18 protein-coding genes and 1 tRNA gene are annotated in these 13,665 nt (G+C 69.0%); 4 read left to right on the forward strand and 15 right to left on the reverse strand.

All coding sequences use genetic code 11. From position 1 onward, the window contains the following. Positions 1-489: 489 nt before the first annotated feature. Together KUG39_RS16150 and KUG39_RS16155 are read right to left on the reverse strand one after the other, a co-directional pair. Entirely contained in the window at positions 490-747 is a 258-nt protein-coding gene (locus KUG39_RS16150) for a rod-capping linker protein CpcD domain-containing protein (RefSeq protein WP_094585039.1), read from the reverse strand. Between the two features lie 43 nt (positions 748-790). Then, on the reverse strand, positions 791-1,636 hold the full coding sequence (locus tag KUG39_RS16155; RefSeq protein WP_094585040.1) for a phycobilisome rod-core linker polypeptide: 846 nt from the start codon (positions 1,634-1,636) through the stop codon (positions 791-793). A 291-nt stretch (positions 1,637-1,927) separates the two neighbouring features. On the opposite strand from KUG39_RS16155, the gene KUG39_RS16160 reads away from it, so the two are divergent. Further along, on the forward strand, positions 1,928-2,356 hold the full coding sequence (locus KUG39_RS16160) for a hypothetical protein (RefSeq protein ID WP_216916562.1): 429 nt from the start codon (positions 1,928-1,930) through the stop codon (positions 2,354-2,356). A 16-nt stretch (positions 2,357-2,372) separates the two neighbouring features. Here the strand turns inward: KUG39_RS16160 and KUG39_RS16165 are convergent, their stop codons facing one another. From KUG39_RS16165 to psbB, 12 genes are all read right to left on the reverse strand, one after another. Next, positions 2,373-2,966 (reverse strand): chromophore lyase CpcT/CpeT, encoded by a 594-nt coding sequence (locus tag KUG39_RS16165; RefSeq protein WP_216916564.1) that lies wholly within the window; start codon positions 2,964-2,966, stop codon positions 2,373-2,375. A 9-nt stretch (positions 2,967-2,975) separates the two neighbouring features. After that, complete coding sequence (locus tag KUG39_RS16170) at positions 2,976-3,209, reverse strand: hypothetical protein (protein WP_094585043.1); 234 nt, start codon at positions 3,207-3,209, stop codon at positions 2,976-2,978. A gap of 31 nt (positions 3,210-3,240) precedes the next feature. Next, positions 3,241-3,313 (reverse strand) — tRNA-Phe (locus tag KUG39_RS16175). Between the two features lie 30 nt (positions 3,314-3,343). After that, positions 3,344-3,820, reverse strand: a complete 477-nt coding sequence (locus tag KUG39_RS16180; RefSeq protein WP_216916566.1) for a ComF family protein — start codon at positions 3,818-3,820, stop codon at positions 3,344-3,346. Between the two features lie 249 nt (positions 3,821-4,069). Then, a complete protein-coding gene (locus tag KUG39_RS16185) occupies positions 4,070-4,342 on the reverse strand; it encodes a DUF2470 domain-containing protein (RefSeq protein ID WP_094585045.1) in 273 nt (90 codons plus the stop codon). 146 nt (positions 4,343-4,488) lie between these two features. Then, the gene (locus tag KUG39_RS16190; RefSeq protein WP_216916568.1) at positions 4,489-5,838 is read right to left on the reverse strand and encodes an FGGY-family carbohydrate kinase; all 1,350 of its coding nucleotides are present in this window, start codon (positions 5,836-5,838) and stop codon (positions 4,489-4,491) included. After that, complete coding sequence (gene metK / locus KUG39_RS16195; RefSeq protein WP_094585047.1) at positions 5,813-7,072, reverse strand: methionine adenosyltransferase; 1,260 nt, start codon at positions 7,070-7,072, stop codon at positions 5,813-5,815. Before metK ends, KUG39_RS16190 begins: the two co-directional genes overlap by 26 nt. A 29-nt stretch (positions 7,073-7,101) precedes the next feature. Continuing rightward, positions 7,102-7,908: an HAD family hydrolase gene (locus KUG39_RS16200; protein WP_216916570.1), complete on the reverse strand. Its 807-nt coding sequence runs from the start codon at positions 7,906-7,908 to the stop codon at positions 7,102-7,104. A gap of 22 nt (positions 7,909-7,930) precedes the next feature. Then, positions 7,931-9,007, reverse strand: coding sequence for a 30S ribosomal protein S1 (locus tag KUG39_RS16205; protein WP_094585049.1), 1,077 nt, complete (start codon positions 9,005-9,007; stop codon positions 7,931-7,933). A gap of 127 nt (positions 9,008-9,134) precedes the next feature. Continuing rightward, positions 9,135-9,620 (reverse strand): transcriptional regulator NrdR, encoded by a 486-nt coding sequence (nrdR, locus tag KUG39_RS16210; RefSeq protein ID WP_094585050.1) that lies wholly within the window; start codon positions 9,618-9,620, stop codon positions 9,135-9,137. Positions 9,621-9,752: 132 nt separating this feature from the next. Beyond that, positions 9,753-9,848, reverse strand: a complete 96-nt coding sequence (locus tag KUG39_RS16215; protein WP_010314684.1) for a photosystem II reaction center protein T — start codon at positions 9,846-9,848, stop codon at positions 9,753-9,755. Positions 9,849-9,872: 24 nt separating this feature from the next. Then, entirely contained in the window at positions 9,873-11,432 is a 1,560-nt protein-coding gene (psbB, locus tag KUG39_RS16220) for a photosystem II chlorophyll-binding protein CP47 (protein WP_216916572.1), read from the reverse strand. A 192-nt stretch (positions 11,433-11,624) separates the two neighbouring features. On the opposite strand from psbB, the gene KUG39_RS16225 reads away from it, so the two are divergent. Beyond that, the gene (locus KUG39_RS16225) at positions 11,625-12,095 is read left to right on the forward strand and encodes a 2Fe-2S iron-sulfur cluster-binding protein (protein ID WP_216916574.1); all 471 of its coding nucleotides are present in this window, start codon (positions 11,625-11,627) and stop codon (positions 12,093-12,095) included. Between the two features lie 27 nt (positions 12,096-12,122). Next, on the forward strand, positions 12,123-12,230 hold the full coding sequence (psbM, locus tag KUG39_RS16230; RefSeq protein WP_015109223.1) for a photosystem II reaction center protein PsbM: 108 nt from the start codon (positions 12,123-12,125) through the stop codon (positions 12,228-12,230). 7 nt (positions 12,231-12,237) lie between these two features. On the opposite strand, the gene KUG39_RS16235 is transcribed toward psbM, so the two are convergent. After that, positions 12,238-13,089, reverse strand: a complete 852-nt coding sequence (locus KUG39_RS16235; RefSeq protein WP_094585053.1) for a universal stress protein — start codon at positions 13,087-13,089, stop codon at positions 12,238-12,240. Positions 13,090-13,160: 71 nt separating this feature from the next. Between KUG39_RS16235 and KUG39_RS16240 the strand changes: the two genes are divergently transcribed. Continuing rightward, positions 13,161-13,625, forward strand: a complete 465-nt coding sequence (locus KUG39_RS16240; RefSeq protein WP_216916595.1) for an acyl-CoA thioesterase — start codon at positions 13,161-13,163, stop codon at positions 13,623-13,625. Positions 13,626-13,665 lie beyond the last annotated feature (40 nt).

Genomic DNA, 13,665 nt, shown 5'->3' on the forward strand with positions numbered 1-13,665 from the left:
GAATTCGCCGCGGGCATCAGCCTGAGCAACGACCTTGGTGAAGGCGTCGAACATTGAGTTAGCTCCTGTTCTCGACGTCGAACGTCGGGATTGGGTGGGTAAGGGGGTCGAGTCTGGAGCGTCAGTCCGGGGGGGGCTGACGTCGACTGCGTCGTTGCTTTCGATGATCGCCTGGCCAGGGCCGGGCATCGCTCCGAAAGACCTACCTATTGTTGGGGAAGGCGTCCGGTGGATGGGGGTGCCTTAATAAATGGTCACCACCGCCTGGATCCAAACGGCCGCAATGGTTCTGGCCATCTGGCCGGCCGCTGGGGTTCAGCCTGGACGGTTCATCCAGCGGATGGGTGTAAGGCCCGGTGTCCCGAGCCTCGAATCCGGCCCAAGCACCCGGTCCATGCACCCGGCCCATGAACAGGGGCCCATGAAAAAGGGCCCCCTCGGAGGGGGCCCCATCGAAAGGCCGGACTGTGGTCTGGTCCTGGGCTGGCCTCAGCCTTCGGCCTTCGCCTTGCCCTTGCGGGGGGCCGGCGCCTCGGCGCCCGTACCGCCGCCGGTCACGGAGACACTGACGATCTTGCCGCCCATGGCGTGGACGAGACGCATGGTCTCGTTCATGCGGGTGAACGGCACGTTCATGACCATGTCCGCGGTGCGGGAGTAGTCGTTGTTGTTGACGCCGGTGACGGTGAACGCCACCTGGCGGGAACTGTTGAGGCCGGTGCCTCGGGTACCTGCGGAAACCTTCATGGATTCGGAGGGGTAGGGGGTTAAGGCTGAACGGGAGCCCGGTTCAGTTGACCGGGGTGATGCTGGCGATGCGGCCGCCTTCGCGGAGGATCTGCTGCTGGGTCTGGAGCAGCTTGTTGAAGGGGATGAAGCGCACCCGGTTGCTGCGCTTGTGCAGGCGGTAGTTGTTGAAGCCGGAGATCTCGACCCGGAAGGTGCGTCCCTCTTCACCGGCGCCCACGCCCTGGCGGGTGACGCCATCGGTGGAGACCTTGCGGAAGACGCTGCCGCGAGCGTTGGGGCTCACCACCGGCATGGGGGCTTCCGCATGCACCGAGGGGTTGAGGCGCGACTGGTTCTTGAGCAGATCGCCCCGAACCGAGGCGCCCACACCCCGGGTCAGCTGGAGCATGTAGGAGAACTGCAGGCCCTGCTGGCCGGAGGAGTAGTCCCAGCCGTGCAGGTAGGGAACCACCTCTTCGCCGAAGCGGTTCTGGTACTCGGCGCTGTCGAGGTAGGAGTCGATCTCGGCGTCGTAGCCCTGCTCCTGCAGGATCGTGAAGTGATGCAGCATCTCGGCCTTGTTCTGGGGCGCCCGACCCAGGAGATGCTTGAAGTTCAGCTCGATGAAGCGGTAGGGGTTGCAGTTCTCGAAGAACTTGGCCTTGTAGAGCCCGCTCTTGGCCACCTGGCGCACGAACTCCCGCACGCTGAGGTAGCCGCGTTTGAAGAGGGACTCCGGACCCGAGAGCCGCTCGCTGGTCATGACGTACTGATTGCCGAGCACCTGCTTGTAGACGGCGCGGATCAGGGCGGCCTTGTCGTTTTCGGTGGCGTTCGTCCAGTTTTCCTTGTTGCGGTCGCTGGAGAAACGCTCGATGCCCAGATAGGCAGCGTTGGCAAGTGTCATGAGCGTGGGTGCCGGGGGAGAGGCGTTGGAGAGAAGGTCGGTGGGCAGGGCGCTTGGTCTCTGCGGATTGCAGCTGCGGATCTGCGACTGCGAATATGCAGTGGCGGATCTGCAGAGGCCTTCGGGGACGGCTGCAGGAAACGTCCCGATCATGGGCTGCAAGGCGGATCCTATGGGCCTGTCCGCTCGCCACGACAGGGTTTTCAGAATCGTTACAAATCCCCCGGCCGGGGTCACCCCTGGCAGGTCGGCCCCACGCCGATACCATCCGGCCATCATCCCGGTGCCGTCATGGCTTCTGTTGTGTCCCCATCCGAGGACTCCTCCCTCCGGTTGGCCGATCAGCTGCAGGTGTTGTCCCAGGTGGCCGAAGCGCTCACCTACCGCCTGCTGGAGCTCGAGGAACGGCTCGGGGGCCACGAGGATCGCATCGGTGCGCGGTTGGAGGAGGTCGCCGACCTTGAGGCCACCCATGGGGCCGCCATGGACGAGCGCCTGGGGGACACCGAAGAGCGCCTGGCCAGGATCGAGGCGGCCCTGCGGGGACTGGATCGCGCCGGCACCTCCCGCCATCTGCAGGCGGTGCAGCCGCCGGCGCTGCAGCAGGAGCCGCCGGCCTCCCTGCCGGTGGCGGAATCCTTCGATCTGGCCCAGGAGGAGATCGATCCCTTTCTGGACGAGGGGGAGCAGCCCTTCATGGACGAGCTGATCGCCGGCTGAAAGGGCCCCTGCCCGATCAGATCTCCAGCCAGGCGGCGGGCAGTTCGGCGCGGTAGTCGTCGGTGCGTTCGAATTCGAAGGGGCCGGCCAGGGATCCCCAGAGCTGCTCATGGGTGGCCGGGTCGTGGCCCCGGTCGATTGTGCGCATGCCCCGGGAATCGATCTCGAAGCTGCTGACCAGGTAGGCGAGGCTTCCCTTGCGCTCCACGAGGCAGCGGCAGCCGGGTTCCACCTCGCCGGCGAACCCCTCGCCCACCTCCCGCACCACGTAGGTGCAGCCTTCGAGGGGCAGGAGGTCGCTCTCCGCGATGCTGCGGCGTCGCTCTTCATCCTCGATGGCGCCCCAGAAACGCTGCTCGTCCTGGAGGGCCTGGTTGTGGATGATCAGGTCGCCGTCGCGGCGCTCGGCCCGCAGCACCCGGATCCTGTAGGGCGTGCCGGGTGAGATGGCGTAGGACTGCTCCAGCAGCAGCGAGCCCGGGGCCAGGTGGGGCAAGGGCCGGAACTTGACCAGGATGTGGGCGTAGATGGGCGGATTGTCGAAGGCCTGGCTCTGGTTGCTGAAGCCACCGCTCAGGAGCTGGAGAAGGCGGGCGAGGGAGCTGCTCATGGGCGCCACCTAAAGGTCGAGGAGGCGGATCCTGAAGGCCCCCACCTGGCGGGCCATGGCCGGATCAGCTTCGGCGAACGGGTGGCCAGCCACCCGGCCGAGGATCGCCTCGAGCTTTTCGGCGGTCGAGAGCCCGTGGGAGGGATCCTGTCGACTGTGCTCCTGCCAGGCCTCATCGAACGCCTGGGCGAAGCTGTCGGCGTTGTTGAAGATCTGGCTGGAGGTCGAGGGCTGATGGGGCATGGTGATGGGCTGCAGAGCAGTCCGCACGCAATGCCAGGACCCAGATTTGAACTGGGGACACGGCGATTTTCAATCGCCTGCTCTACCAACTGAGCTATCCCGGCCCGTCGCCGAAGCGACGCTGGGATCTTAGATCACGGCCCGCTGGGGGGGCGGCCCGTCCGGGTGCGCCCCCGGGGCGTACGGGCCAGGCAGAGGAGTCCCACCACCTGCCAGCCGAGGGTCTCCAGGGCTGTGGCGGCGCTGCAGCCGGTGGCCCCGCTGGTGACGATGTCGTCGACGATCAGGACCGGCCGGCCCAGGGCTTCGCCGAGGCGGGGGCCCCGGCGACAGCGGAAGGCCCCCTCCTGGTTGGCCAGGCGCAGGGTCCTGCCGAGGTGGTGCTGGCCCAGCACGGGCCGTGACCGCTCCAGCAGATCGGCGCGGCGATAGCCCAGCTGGCGGATGAGCTCCTGGCACACCAGCGCCGGCAGGGGATTGCCCTGCCGTTTCCAGCTCGGCACCGGCACCACCAGCGGCCGCTGCCGCCACTGGGGCAATCCCTCCGCCAGCACCTTCACGAGGGCGCCGACCCCGGCGGGCTCAGGCCGCTGCCGCAGCCCGAGCAGCAACCGCCGCAGCTCGCCGTCGTAGGAGCCGGCCGCCCACCAGAGCAGGGGCTCGTTGCCCCTCAGGGCCCCGGCCGGCAGGGGCAGGCGGCGGCGGCAGTCCGGGCAGGCCGCTCCGGCCCCGTGCTGCGGTGGTTGCAGGCCACGGCACAGGGGGCAGGGGGTGGCGGCGAACCAGTCGAGCGGAAGCCGGCTCAGGCGTGCGAGAAGGGTCAGGGGTCCGGCGCCGCCGGCGGCGGCGCAGTCGCTGCTTCAAGCCTTCCCGGGGAGCGACCGCAGCATGGCCACCAGGGTGCGGTGGGCGTCCTCGCTGTCGGTGAGGGCGTGGTCGAAGGGCACCTCCACCCGGGTGCCGTCCACTTCCAGGCGCATCGCCTCGGGCTCCACGGCCACCATCCGGGCCTCACTGGCCTCGGTGCAGCCGCCGTAGTGGCGGGCGTAGGCCAGGACGGCCTCGGCGTGGTCGTCGTTCATGTGCTTGCAGATGCGGTCGCTCACTGCAGCGGTGAGGGGATCGGCGGCCATGGGTTCAGGTCGGTTGGGGGAATTCTGGGATCAGGCGCCGGCGAACCGCTGCCAGAGCAGCAGACCCAGCCGCACGCCGCTGAAGCCCACATAGCCGGCCAGCACGACGAACAGGGCCATGGCGAGGATCGATTTGAGACGTTCGTTCATGGCCGGGGCGAGACGGATTCGGCCCCCATCCTGGAGCTGGCCCGCGCCAGCAGGGCCATGCCCAGGGCCGCCGTGCGTTTCGGTCGGTTCAGAACCGGGATCCCCAGGGCGCGCGACCGCAGGGCCCGCCACTGGCTGTTGCGGGCGCCGCCGCCGACGCTGATCACCCGCCGCAGGGCCGGGGCCCCCAGCTGCCGCAGCCGCCGCCAGCCCGCCACCTCGATGGCGGTGAGACCCTCCAGCAGGGCCTGGAGATAGCGGGCATCACTGGCGGGCCTCGGCTCCAGGATCGGCTCCAGCGCCGGGTCGTCCACCGGGAAGCGCTCGCCCCGGCGGCTCAGGGGCCGCAGGGCCAGCCCCGTGGGACGACCCGGCGTGATCTGGCGGCTCAGTTCGGCGATCTGGGCGTCGTCGAAGAAGCGGCGCAGGATGCCGGCGCCGGCGTTGGAGGCTCCCCCCGCCAGCCAGCGGCCGCCCACCCGGTGGTTGCTGAGCCCGGCCCCGGCCAGGGGGGCGGCCACGAACTGCTTCAGCACCAGGGTGGTGCCCAGCACGGTGATGCCGTCGCCCTCCTGGGGATCGGCGGCCAGCACCGCGGCGTTGGCATCGGTGCTGCCGGCCACCACCTGGCAGTCCGCCGGCAGGCCCAGGCAGGCCGCCGCCGCCGGAGCCAGCCGCCCCAGGCGGCTGCCGCTGCTGCGGATCCCCGGCAGGGCACCGGCACCCAGGCCTTCGGCCACCCCCGCGAGCCAGCGGCCCTGCTGCAGGTCCCAGCCCAGCCGCACGTTGTTGCCCTCCTCGCCCCAGCGCCAGTCGTCAAGCAGCCAGCCCATCAGCCAGTCGGCCTGGTGGCGCAGCAGCAGGCCTTGGGCGAGGCCCGTCTCCCGGGCCAGGGACTGCAGACGCAGGGCCCGGGCCAGGCTGCCGCTGCTGCTGGCGGCGGGATGGTCGGCCCACGCCCCGCTCTCCGCGTCCCACGCCCCTTTCCCCGCGGCCAGCAGGGTGGCGATGGCCCCGGCCTGCTCCGGACAGGCCTGGTGGTAGGGGAGGGCGTCCGCCAGGGGCGGCGGCATTAGGCGGCCTCCTGGACCGCAGGCCAGGAGCGTGCCGGAGGTGCCATCGATGGCGACGGCCGCCACCCGCCGGCGGACCTCCTCGGGCACGGCCGCCAGCAGATCGATCAGGCCCTGCCGCCAGGCCTCGGGATCCTCGAAGCGGCCCGGGTAGGGGGACTGCCGCTCCAGAACGGGGCTGGCGGGGTCCCCGTCGGGAGCGCCGGCCTCGCCCAGAACGGCCAGGCGCAGGCCGCTGCTGCCGAGGTCAACCCCCAGATACAGCGCTGACACGGCTCGCCGTGGCCTGCTTCAGGGTGGCGGCGATGGCGGTCACGTCCTCCCAGGGGAGGTCGAGGTCCTTGCGGCCGAAGTGGCCGTAGGCGGCGACGTCCTGGTAGAAGCGTCCGCCCCGCTGCTGGGGCAGTTCCCGCAGGCCGAAGGCTTCGATGATGGCGCCGGGGCGCAGGTCGAAGTGCTCCTGCACCAGGGCGGTGAGGTCGGCGTTGCTGAGGGCGCCGGTGCCGAAGCTCTCCACCAGGATGCTCACGGGCCGGGCCACGCCGATGGCGTAGCTGAGCTGCACCTCGGCCTTGTGGGCCAGGCCGGAAGCCACCAGGGCCTTGGCCACGTAGCGGGCGGCGTAGGCGGCGGAGCGGTCCACCTTGGTGGGGTCCTTGCCCGAGAAGGCGCCGCCACCGTGGCGGGCATAGCCGCCGTAGGTGTCGACGATGATCTTGCGGCCCGTCAGCCCCGCGTCGCCCTGGGGGCCGCCCACCACGAACTTGCCGGTGGGGTTGACGTAGAAGCGCGTGCCCTCCGTGGTGGGCTTGAGGGGCAGATCGGCCGTGGCGGGCAGCACCACGTGGGACCAGAGGTCCTCCCTGATGCGTTGCTGCACCGCCTTCTCGTCGCTGATGCCCTCCACTTCGGCGGTGTGCTGGGTGGAGATCAGGATCGTGTCGATCGCCACGGGGCGGTCGTTCTCGTACACCACGCTCACCTGGGTCTTGCCGTCCGGGAGCAGGTAGCCGAGGCTGCCGTCATGGCGCACCTGGGCCAGCCGCAGTGCCAGCCGGTGGGCCAGGCTGATCGGCAGCGGCATCAGCTCCGGCGTCTCGTCGCAGGCGTAGCCGAACATGATGCCCTGGTCGCCGGCGCCCACCTTGTCGAGGGGGTCGCCGTCGTGGTCGTCAGCCTCATCCACACCCTGGGCGATGTCGGGCGACTGCTGATCAAGGGCGATGAGCACGGCGCAGCTGCGGGCATCGAAGCCGCCGGCACGGGCGCCGCTGTAGCCGATCTTCTCGATCACGCCCCGCACCAGGGTGTTGAAGTCGACGCGGGCGTTGGTGGTGACTTCCCCGGTGATCAGGCAGAGGCCGGTGTTCACCACGGTCTCGCAGGCCACCCGGCTGGAGGGATCCTGGGCCAGCAGCGCGTCGAGCACGGCGTCGCTCACCTGGTCGCAGATCTTGTCGGGGTGGCCTTCCGTCACCGATTCCGAGGTGAAGACGAAACGGCTCATAGGGGAGTGGGGTCAGTCGATGGCTGAGCTTATTCCCCCCGGTTCGCCGGTCCTGGCACCACGGCGAGCTCCTGCCAGTGGTCCAGCTGCAGGAAGGAGCCATCCAGCGCCACCGGCCTTCGCCAGCCCGCCCGATAGCCGAGCACCACCGGCACCCCGGCGGCCCGCGCCATGCGCAGGTCGCTGTTGGCGTCGCCCACCAGGGCGCAGCTCTGGGCCGCCACGCCCAGTTCCTCGCACAGGCCGTGGATGGCGGCGGGGTCGGGCTTGCGGGGCTGGTGCTCGGCGCTCCAGATGGCCTGCACGTAGGCGGCCAGATCGTGGGCGGCCAGGAAGGCCTCGATGCCTTCCACATGGTCGTTGCTGATCACGGCGCAACGCACTCCCGCCTGGCGCAGGGCCTCCAGCAGGGGCCGCAGGCCGGGGGTGGGGGCTGGCCGCTGCGCACTCCCCTGGCCGTGGAGGCCATCGGTGCGGGCGAACACCGCCTCGGCCATGGCCAGGGCTTCGGGCCAGCCGAAGCCCACCTGGGCCAGGGCGGTGCCGGTGGCCACCAGGTTCTGGTCGCGGCTGCCGACCGCCATCGTGCCGGCCGGGTGGATCCCTTCGGCGGAAAGGCCGTAGGCGCGATGCAGGAGGGCGCCCAGGTCGCGGAGGCGCTCCGGGTCGCCCTCGGCCTGGCCGGCCAGGGCCAGACAGTGAAAGACCCTGGCCTGAGCCAGGGCCTCGAGCATCGGTTCGCTGTGGCTCATGGTGCCGTCCTTGTCGAACAGCACCGCCTCCAGTGGCCCGTCCCCGCAGGGCAGCGGGGTGCCCCGCAGGGAAAGGTGAACCATCGTCAGCGGATCCGAACAGTGCTCATTCGAGGGAGACACCCATGGGCTCGCTGTCCTCGGCCTGCTCAAGCAGCATCTGCTTGTAGCGGGCGGCCATCTCCTCGGCCTTGTCGAACACCTTCTGGGGATCGCTGAGCATGTCGCCCGGTTCCGGCTCGAGGGCCTTGGTGGACAGGGAGATCCGGCCCCGCTCGGCGTCGAGATCGATGATCATCACCTTCATCTGATCGTTGACGTTGAGCACCGTGTGGGGGGTCTCGATGTGCTCGTGGCTGATCTCGGAGATGTGCAGCAGACCGCTGACGCCGCCGATGTCGATGAAGGCGCCGTAGGGCTTGATGCCCCGGACGGTACCCAGCACCACTTCGCCCACTTCCAGGCGATTCATCTTGCGCTCCACCAGGGCGCGGCGATGGCTGAGCACCAGACGGTTGCGCTCTTCGTCCACCTCGAGGAACTTGAGGGGGAGGAAGTCGGCCACGAGTTCCTCCTTGGCCTTGCGGGTGCTGATGTGGCTGCCGGGGATGAAGCCCCGCAGACCCTCCACCCGCACCAGGGCGCCGCCGCGGTTGGTGGCGAACACCTCGCTGTAGATCGTGGCGTCCTCCTTCTGCAGCTGGCGCACCCGTTCCCAGGCGCGCTGGTACTCGATGCGACGGACCGACAGCGTCAGCTGGCCGTCCTCGTTCTCCTCGCTGAGGATGAAGAACTCGCGCACCTCGCCGGGTTCGAGCACGTCGGAGAGGTGCTCGACGCGGTTGATCGACACCTCCTGGAGGGGCATGAAGGCGGCGGTCTTGGCGCCGATGTCGATCATGGCGCCCTTGGATTCCAGGGCGAAGACGGTGCCGTTGACGACGTCGCCGGGCTTGAAGTTGTAGTCGTACTTGCTGAGCAGGGCCGCGAACTCGTCCAGCGTGAAGCCCACACCGTCGCCGTCCCGTGCGCTGACCCGGCTGCTGGAGTCGTCGGCGCTGGGCACCTCTTCCGGGATCGCCAGATCGAGATCGGCTGTGGTCTCGATGTCGGCGGCCTCCTCGCTGCTGATCGGCGTGAGGGCCTCGAGGGTGTCGGCTTCGGAAGAAGGAGTGAGGGTCATGGAGCTGGGGCGGTCTGCCGGTGGCAGTGCGAAGGAACGGGATGGCTGCCCGCCTGCAGCGCACACCCGATCGATCACTCTATCAATGGACCGGCGCCCCGATCGGCTCGCGGGCCTGGGGCCGGGTTCAGCCCACCACCGCCAGCCGGCTCTTGGCCTTGCCGCGGCTGCCCAGCCCTTCGAGGGTGGCCACGAAATCGCTGACGCTCTGGAACTGGCGATACACGGAGGCGAAGCGCACGTAGGCCACCTCGCTCATCTCCCGCAGGCGCTGGAGCACCAGCTCGCCGATCTCGTTGCTGCTCACCTCGCGGCCGACCCGCTGCTGCAGGGCCAGTTCGATGTCGTCAACGACGGCCTCGAGCCGGGCCGGTTCCAGGCCCGTCTTTTCGCAGGCCCTCAGCAGACCGTGCAGCAGTTTGCTGCGGTTGAAGGTTTCGCGGCTGCCGTTGCGCTTGACCACGGTGATCGGAACGGTCTCGACCCGTTCGTAGGTGGTGAAGCGGAAATCGCAGTTGAGGCACTCCCTTCGCCGCCGCACGCTGCGCCCGGAATCGGCGGCCCTTGATTCCAGAACGCGGCTATCGGTGTGTTGGCAGGAGGGACATTGCATCCCCGGGCACGCGTCCAAGTGATCGGAGTGTAAACAGCTACGCGCGCAAAGAGAAGGGGGGGCTCCCGGTTGGGGCCCTAAGCATGAAAAAACCCCCGGTTTCCCGGGGGCTGCATCAATCAGGAAGGCTGGTCACTTGCCGATTTTCGGGGGATCGCGGAAGGCGATCGCGAAAAACAGCGTGGAAATGGCCAGGGCCAGGATCAGGATGTAGGCGAAGCTCTCCATGGGAATCCTCGGGGGGACTGGCGGTCAGCTGAGGGTGGAACCGGCCGGGGGCACGTAGCCCTCGGGCAGGCGCCGGGTGGAACGGTCGCCCAGTTTGGCGAACAGACCGAACTCCACCTGCTCACCGAGATCGGGGTCGATACCGGCGAAGACATCACGGTAGAGGGTGCGGGCACCGTGCCAGATGTGGCCGAAGAAGAAGAGCAGGGCGAAGCAGGCGTGGCCGAAGGTGAACCAGCCGCGGGGGGAACTGCGGAAGGTGCCGTCGGAGTGGTAAGTCTCACGGTCGAACTCGAAGGCCTCGCCGAGCTGGGCCTTGCGGGCCAGCCGCTTGACATCCGCCGGGTCGGTGAAGGTCTGACCGTTGAGGGCACCGCCGTAGACGGTGGCCGTCACACCCTGCTGCTCGAAGGAGTACTTCGCTTCGGCCCGACGGAACGGGATGTCGGCGCGGACGATGCCCTGCTCGTCCTGGAGCACCACCGGGAAGTTCTCGAAGAAGTTGGGCAGACGCCGCACTTCAAGGTCGTGGCCTTCCTTGTCGGTGAAGGCGATGTGTCCGATCCAGGAGGTGGGCAGGCCGTCACCGTTGATCATCGGGCCCACGCGGAACAGACCACCCTTGGCGGGGCTGTTGCCGACGTAGTCGTAGAAGGCCAGCTTCTCGGGAATGGCCGCGAAGGCCTCCTGCCTGGTGGCGCCGTTGTCGATGGCCGTCTGGACGCGGCGGTTGATCTCGGTCTTGAAGTAGCCCTGATCCCACTGGTAGCGGGTGGGGCCGAACAGCTCAACCGGGGTGGCTGCCGAGCCGTACCACATGGTTCCGGCCACGATGAAGGCCGCGAAGAACACCGCGGCGATGGCACTGGCCAGCACCGTCTCGATGTTGCCCATGCGAAGGGCCTTGTAGAGGCGCTCCGGGGGTCGGGTGGTGATGTGGAAGATGCCGGCGATGATCCCGACGATGCCGGCGGCGATGTGGTGCGCCACGATCCCGCCCGGGTTGAAGGGGTTGAAGCCCTCGGGTCCCCAGGCGGGCTGCACCGGTTCGAGGTGGCCCGTCAGGCTGTAGGGATCGGAGATCCACATCCCCGGACCGAACACACCGGTGAGGTGGAAGGCGCCGAAGCCGAAGCAGCCGAGACCCGCCAGGAGCAGGTGGATGCCGAAGATCTTGGGAAGGTCGAGAGCGGGCTCCCCGGAGCGGGGGTCCTGCCAGATCTCGAGATCCCAGTAGGTCCAGTGCCAGATGGCGGCCAGGAAGAGCAGGCCGCTGAAGATGATGTGGGCGGCGGCCACGCCCTCGAAGCTCCAGAAGCCGGGGTCGACGCCGGTTTCACCGGTGACGCTCCAGCCTCCCCAGCTGCCCGTCACGCCCAGGCGGGCCATGAAGGGCATGACGAACATGCCCTGGCGCCACATGGGGTTGAGGACCGGGTCGGAGGGGTCGAAGATCGCGAGCTCGTAGAGCGCCATGGAGCCGGCCCAGCCGGCTACCAGGGCGGTGTGCATGAGGTGCACGGCCAGCAGTCGGCCCGGGTCGTTGATGACGACCGTGTGCACCCGGTACCAGGGCAATCCCATTGGGGGGTCAGGTCTGGGTTGACAGTTGCCGAAGCCGGTCGCCGGGGCGATGGCGGCTAAGGAGACGCTCGGTGGATACCGATCCGTGCTGGCGATGGTAAGGGTTGCGGGCAACGGCACGGGGCCCAGGTAACGGACCGCAACGGCGCACCTCACAATGGGAGCCGTCCAGTTCCCCCAGAGGCTTCCGCCATGCCCGTGATCCGGTTCGTGCGTGAGCAGCGTGACGTGGAGTGCTATCCGGGGGAGAACCTCCGCGAGGTCGCCCTGCGCGAAGGCATCGAGCTGTACGGCCTCAAGGGACGGCTGGGCAACTGCGGCGGCTGCGGCCAGTGCATCACCTGCTTCGTGGAGGTGGTGGAGGGCGGAGCGGCCAACGCCCTCACGGAGCAGACGGCGGTGGAGCAGCTCAAGCTGAGACGGCGTCCCCAGGGCTGGCGGCTGGCCTGTCAGGCCCTGGTGCAGAAATCGGTGATGGTGCTCACCATGCCCCAGGTGGGACTCGCGGACCGGGAGGGTGACCTGGCCCGGGCCCGCACCCAGCCCCTGCCGGAGGGTCCCACCGCCTGGCCCCTCCCCCCCGAGGAGGAGGAGCCGGAGGGGGAGGCCGGCCCATCCGCAACGAGCGATGAAGGGGGCGTCCTTCCCGCCGATGGGCGGTGATACCTTCTCAGAACCTCTCCAGCAGTCATGGAAACCAACGACCTCGGCTTCGTTGCCAGCCTCCTGTTCGTTCTGGTTCCCGCCGTTTTTCTGATCATTCTCTACATCCAGACCAACAGCCGCCAGGGCGGCTGAGTCGGCCTCAGCGCGCCCGTCCCTCCGGTTCCCGCACCAGCAGGACCGGAGCCGGAGCGTGGACCCGGATGTAATCGCTGACCGAGCTGCCCAGCAGCTTGTCGAGATCCACCAGGGCCCGGGCCACGAGCGGCCTGCGGTCCTGGGAGGCAATCACCACCAGATCCGCCTTCGCCTCTTCGGCGGCGGCACACACACCGCGGGCGATGTCGCCCGTGAGATGCACGCCCTTCATCTCCACGCCGAAGCTGCGGGCCCGTTGGATCGCCTTCTGCAGCACGTCGTCGCCGGGGGTGCGTCCCCCCCGCGAAGGGGTGATGTCCTGGCGGGACACATGCACGCCGGTGAGGCTGCCGCCGGGGATGCCCTGGACCAGCTCGCAGGCCAGCCGCAGGGCATCGTCGCCGACCCCGGTGCCGTCGATGGCCACCAGCACCCGGTTGATGGCCTTCACATAAAGGTCGTCCCGGACCAGCAGCATGGGCCGGGTGGAGAGCTGGAAGACGTACTGGCTGGCGCTGTTGCCGAGGATCGACTGCAGCCGGCCCAGGCCCCGCGACCCCATCACGATCAGGTCGGCCTCCAGCTCATCGGCCACGTTCAGCACGGTCAGCTTGGCGTCGCCCTCGCGCACCAGGGTGTTGACCTCGCCGGGGCTGAGACCGAGACGCTCGATGGCCTCCTTGATCAGCACCTCGGCCTGCTGGCGGTGGCTCTCCAGATCCAGACCCCCCTGCTCGGGAATCACGTGCAGCAGGTTGATCCGGGCCTGACGGCAGGGGGGGATGTCACGCAGGATGCGGACCATCTCCTCCACATGACCCTTGCCGGAATCGGCGATCAGCAGGTTGCGGAACACGGACGTCAAAGAGGCTCTGGATCAGCCTATGGCTGATCCTCTGTCCGCAGTCCCCCGTGGTGAAGACCGTGATGCAGCGCTCCGAAGCGGGCTGGTGGTGCCTGAACCGGCGGGTGCTGCCGCAGCACACCGACCACGCCGGCGTGATGTGGCACGGGGCCTATCTGGCCTGGCTGGAGGAGGCCCGCGTCGAGGCCCTGGCCCGGGCCGGCCTCCACTACAGCGACCTGTCGGCCCGTGGGCTGGAGCTGCCGGTGGTGGGCTTGCGCATCGATTACCGCCAGGCCCTGCTCCACGGTGACGCGGTCGCGATCCACAGCCGGGTGCTGCCGCGGGAGGGCGTGAAGCTTTCCTGGCAGAGCCGCTTTCTGCGCCCGGATGGGGGGCTGGCGGCCGAGGCCTGCGTCGACCTCGTTCTGGTGGATCTCTCCGGGGGCGCGGAGCGGCGCCGGCTGCAGCGGCGGCTGCCGCAGGACCTGGAGCAGGCCCTGACCATCCTGCGGGAGGGACCACCCGTCACCGGGATCCAGTCATAGTACGCTTGTACTGCTGATCGGACGCCGGCGCGGGCCATGG

The organism is Synechococcus sp. CCAP 1479/10, from assembly GCF_019038515.1.
Classification (GTDB): Bacteria; Cyanobacteriota; Cyanobacteriia; order PCC-6307; family Cyanobiaceae; genus Cyanobium.

Excerpts from the sequence above, each read along its gene's own strand:
- KUG39_RS16150 (WP_094585039.1), bottom strand. The coding sequence starts at position 747 with ATGAAGGTTTCCGCAGGTACCCGAGGCACCGGCCTCAACAGTTCCCGC.
- KUG39_RS16155 (WP_094585040.1), bottom strand. The coding sequence starts at position 1,636 with ATGACACTTGCCAACGCTGCCTATCTGGGCATCGAGCGTTTCTCCAGC.
- KUG39_RS16160 (WP_216916562.1), top strand. The coding sequence starts at position 1,928 with ATGGCTTCTGTTGTGTCCCCATCCGAGGACTCCTCCCTCCGGTTGGCC.
- KUG39_RS16165 (WP_216916564.1), bottom strand. The coding sequence starts at position 2,966 with ATGAGCAGCTCCCTCGCCCGCCTTCTCCAGCTCCTGAGCGGTGGCTTC.
- KUG39_RS16170 (WP_094585043.1), bottom strand. The coding sequence starts at position 3,209 with ATGCCCCATCAGCCCTCGACCTCCAGCCAGATCTTCAACAACGCCGAC.
- KUG39_RS16185 (WP_094585045.1), bottom strand. The coding sequence starts at position 4,342 with ATGGCCGCCGATCCCCTCACCGCTGCAGTGAGCGACCGCATCTGCAAG.
- metK (WP_094585047.1), bottom strand. The coding sequence starts at position 7,072 with ATGAGCCGTTTCGTCTTCACCTCGGAATCGGTGACGGAAGGCCACCCC.
- KUG39_RS16200 (WP_216916570.1), bottom strand. The coding sequence starts at position 7,908 with ATGGTTCACCTTTCCCTGCGGGGCACCCCGCTGCCCTGCGGGGACGGG.
- KUG39_RS16205 (WP_094585049.1), bottom strand. The coding sequence starts at position 9,007 with ATGACCCTCACTCCTTCTTCCGAAGCCGACACCCTCGAGGCCCTCACG.
- nrdR (WP_094585050.1), bottom strand. The coding sequence starts at position 9,620 with ATGCAATGTCCCTCCTGCCAACACACCGATAGCCGCGTTCTGGAATCA.
- KUG39_RS16215 (WP_010314684.1), bottom strand. The coding sequence starts at position 9,848 with ATGGAGAGCTTCGCCTACATCCTGATCCTGGCCCTGGCCATTTCCACG.
- psbB (WP_216916572.1), bottom strand. The coding sequence starts at position 11,432 with ATGGGATTGCCCTGGTACCGGGTGCACACGGTCGTCATCAACGACCCG.
- KUG39_RS16225 (WP_216916574.1), top strand. The coding sequence starts at position 11,625 with ATGCCCGTGATCCGGTTCGTGCGTGAGCAGCGTGACGTGGAGTGCTAT.
- psbM (WP_015109223.1), top strand. The coding sequence starts at position 12,123 with ATGGAAACCAACGACCTCGGCTTCGTTGCCAGCCTCCTGTTCGTTCTG.
- KUG39_RS16240 (WP_216916595.1), top strand. The coding sequence starts at position 13,161 with ATGCAGCGCTCCGAAGCGGGCTGGTGGTGCCTGAACCGGCGGGTGCTG.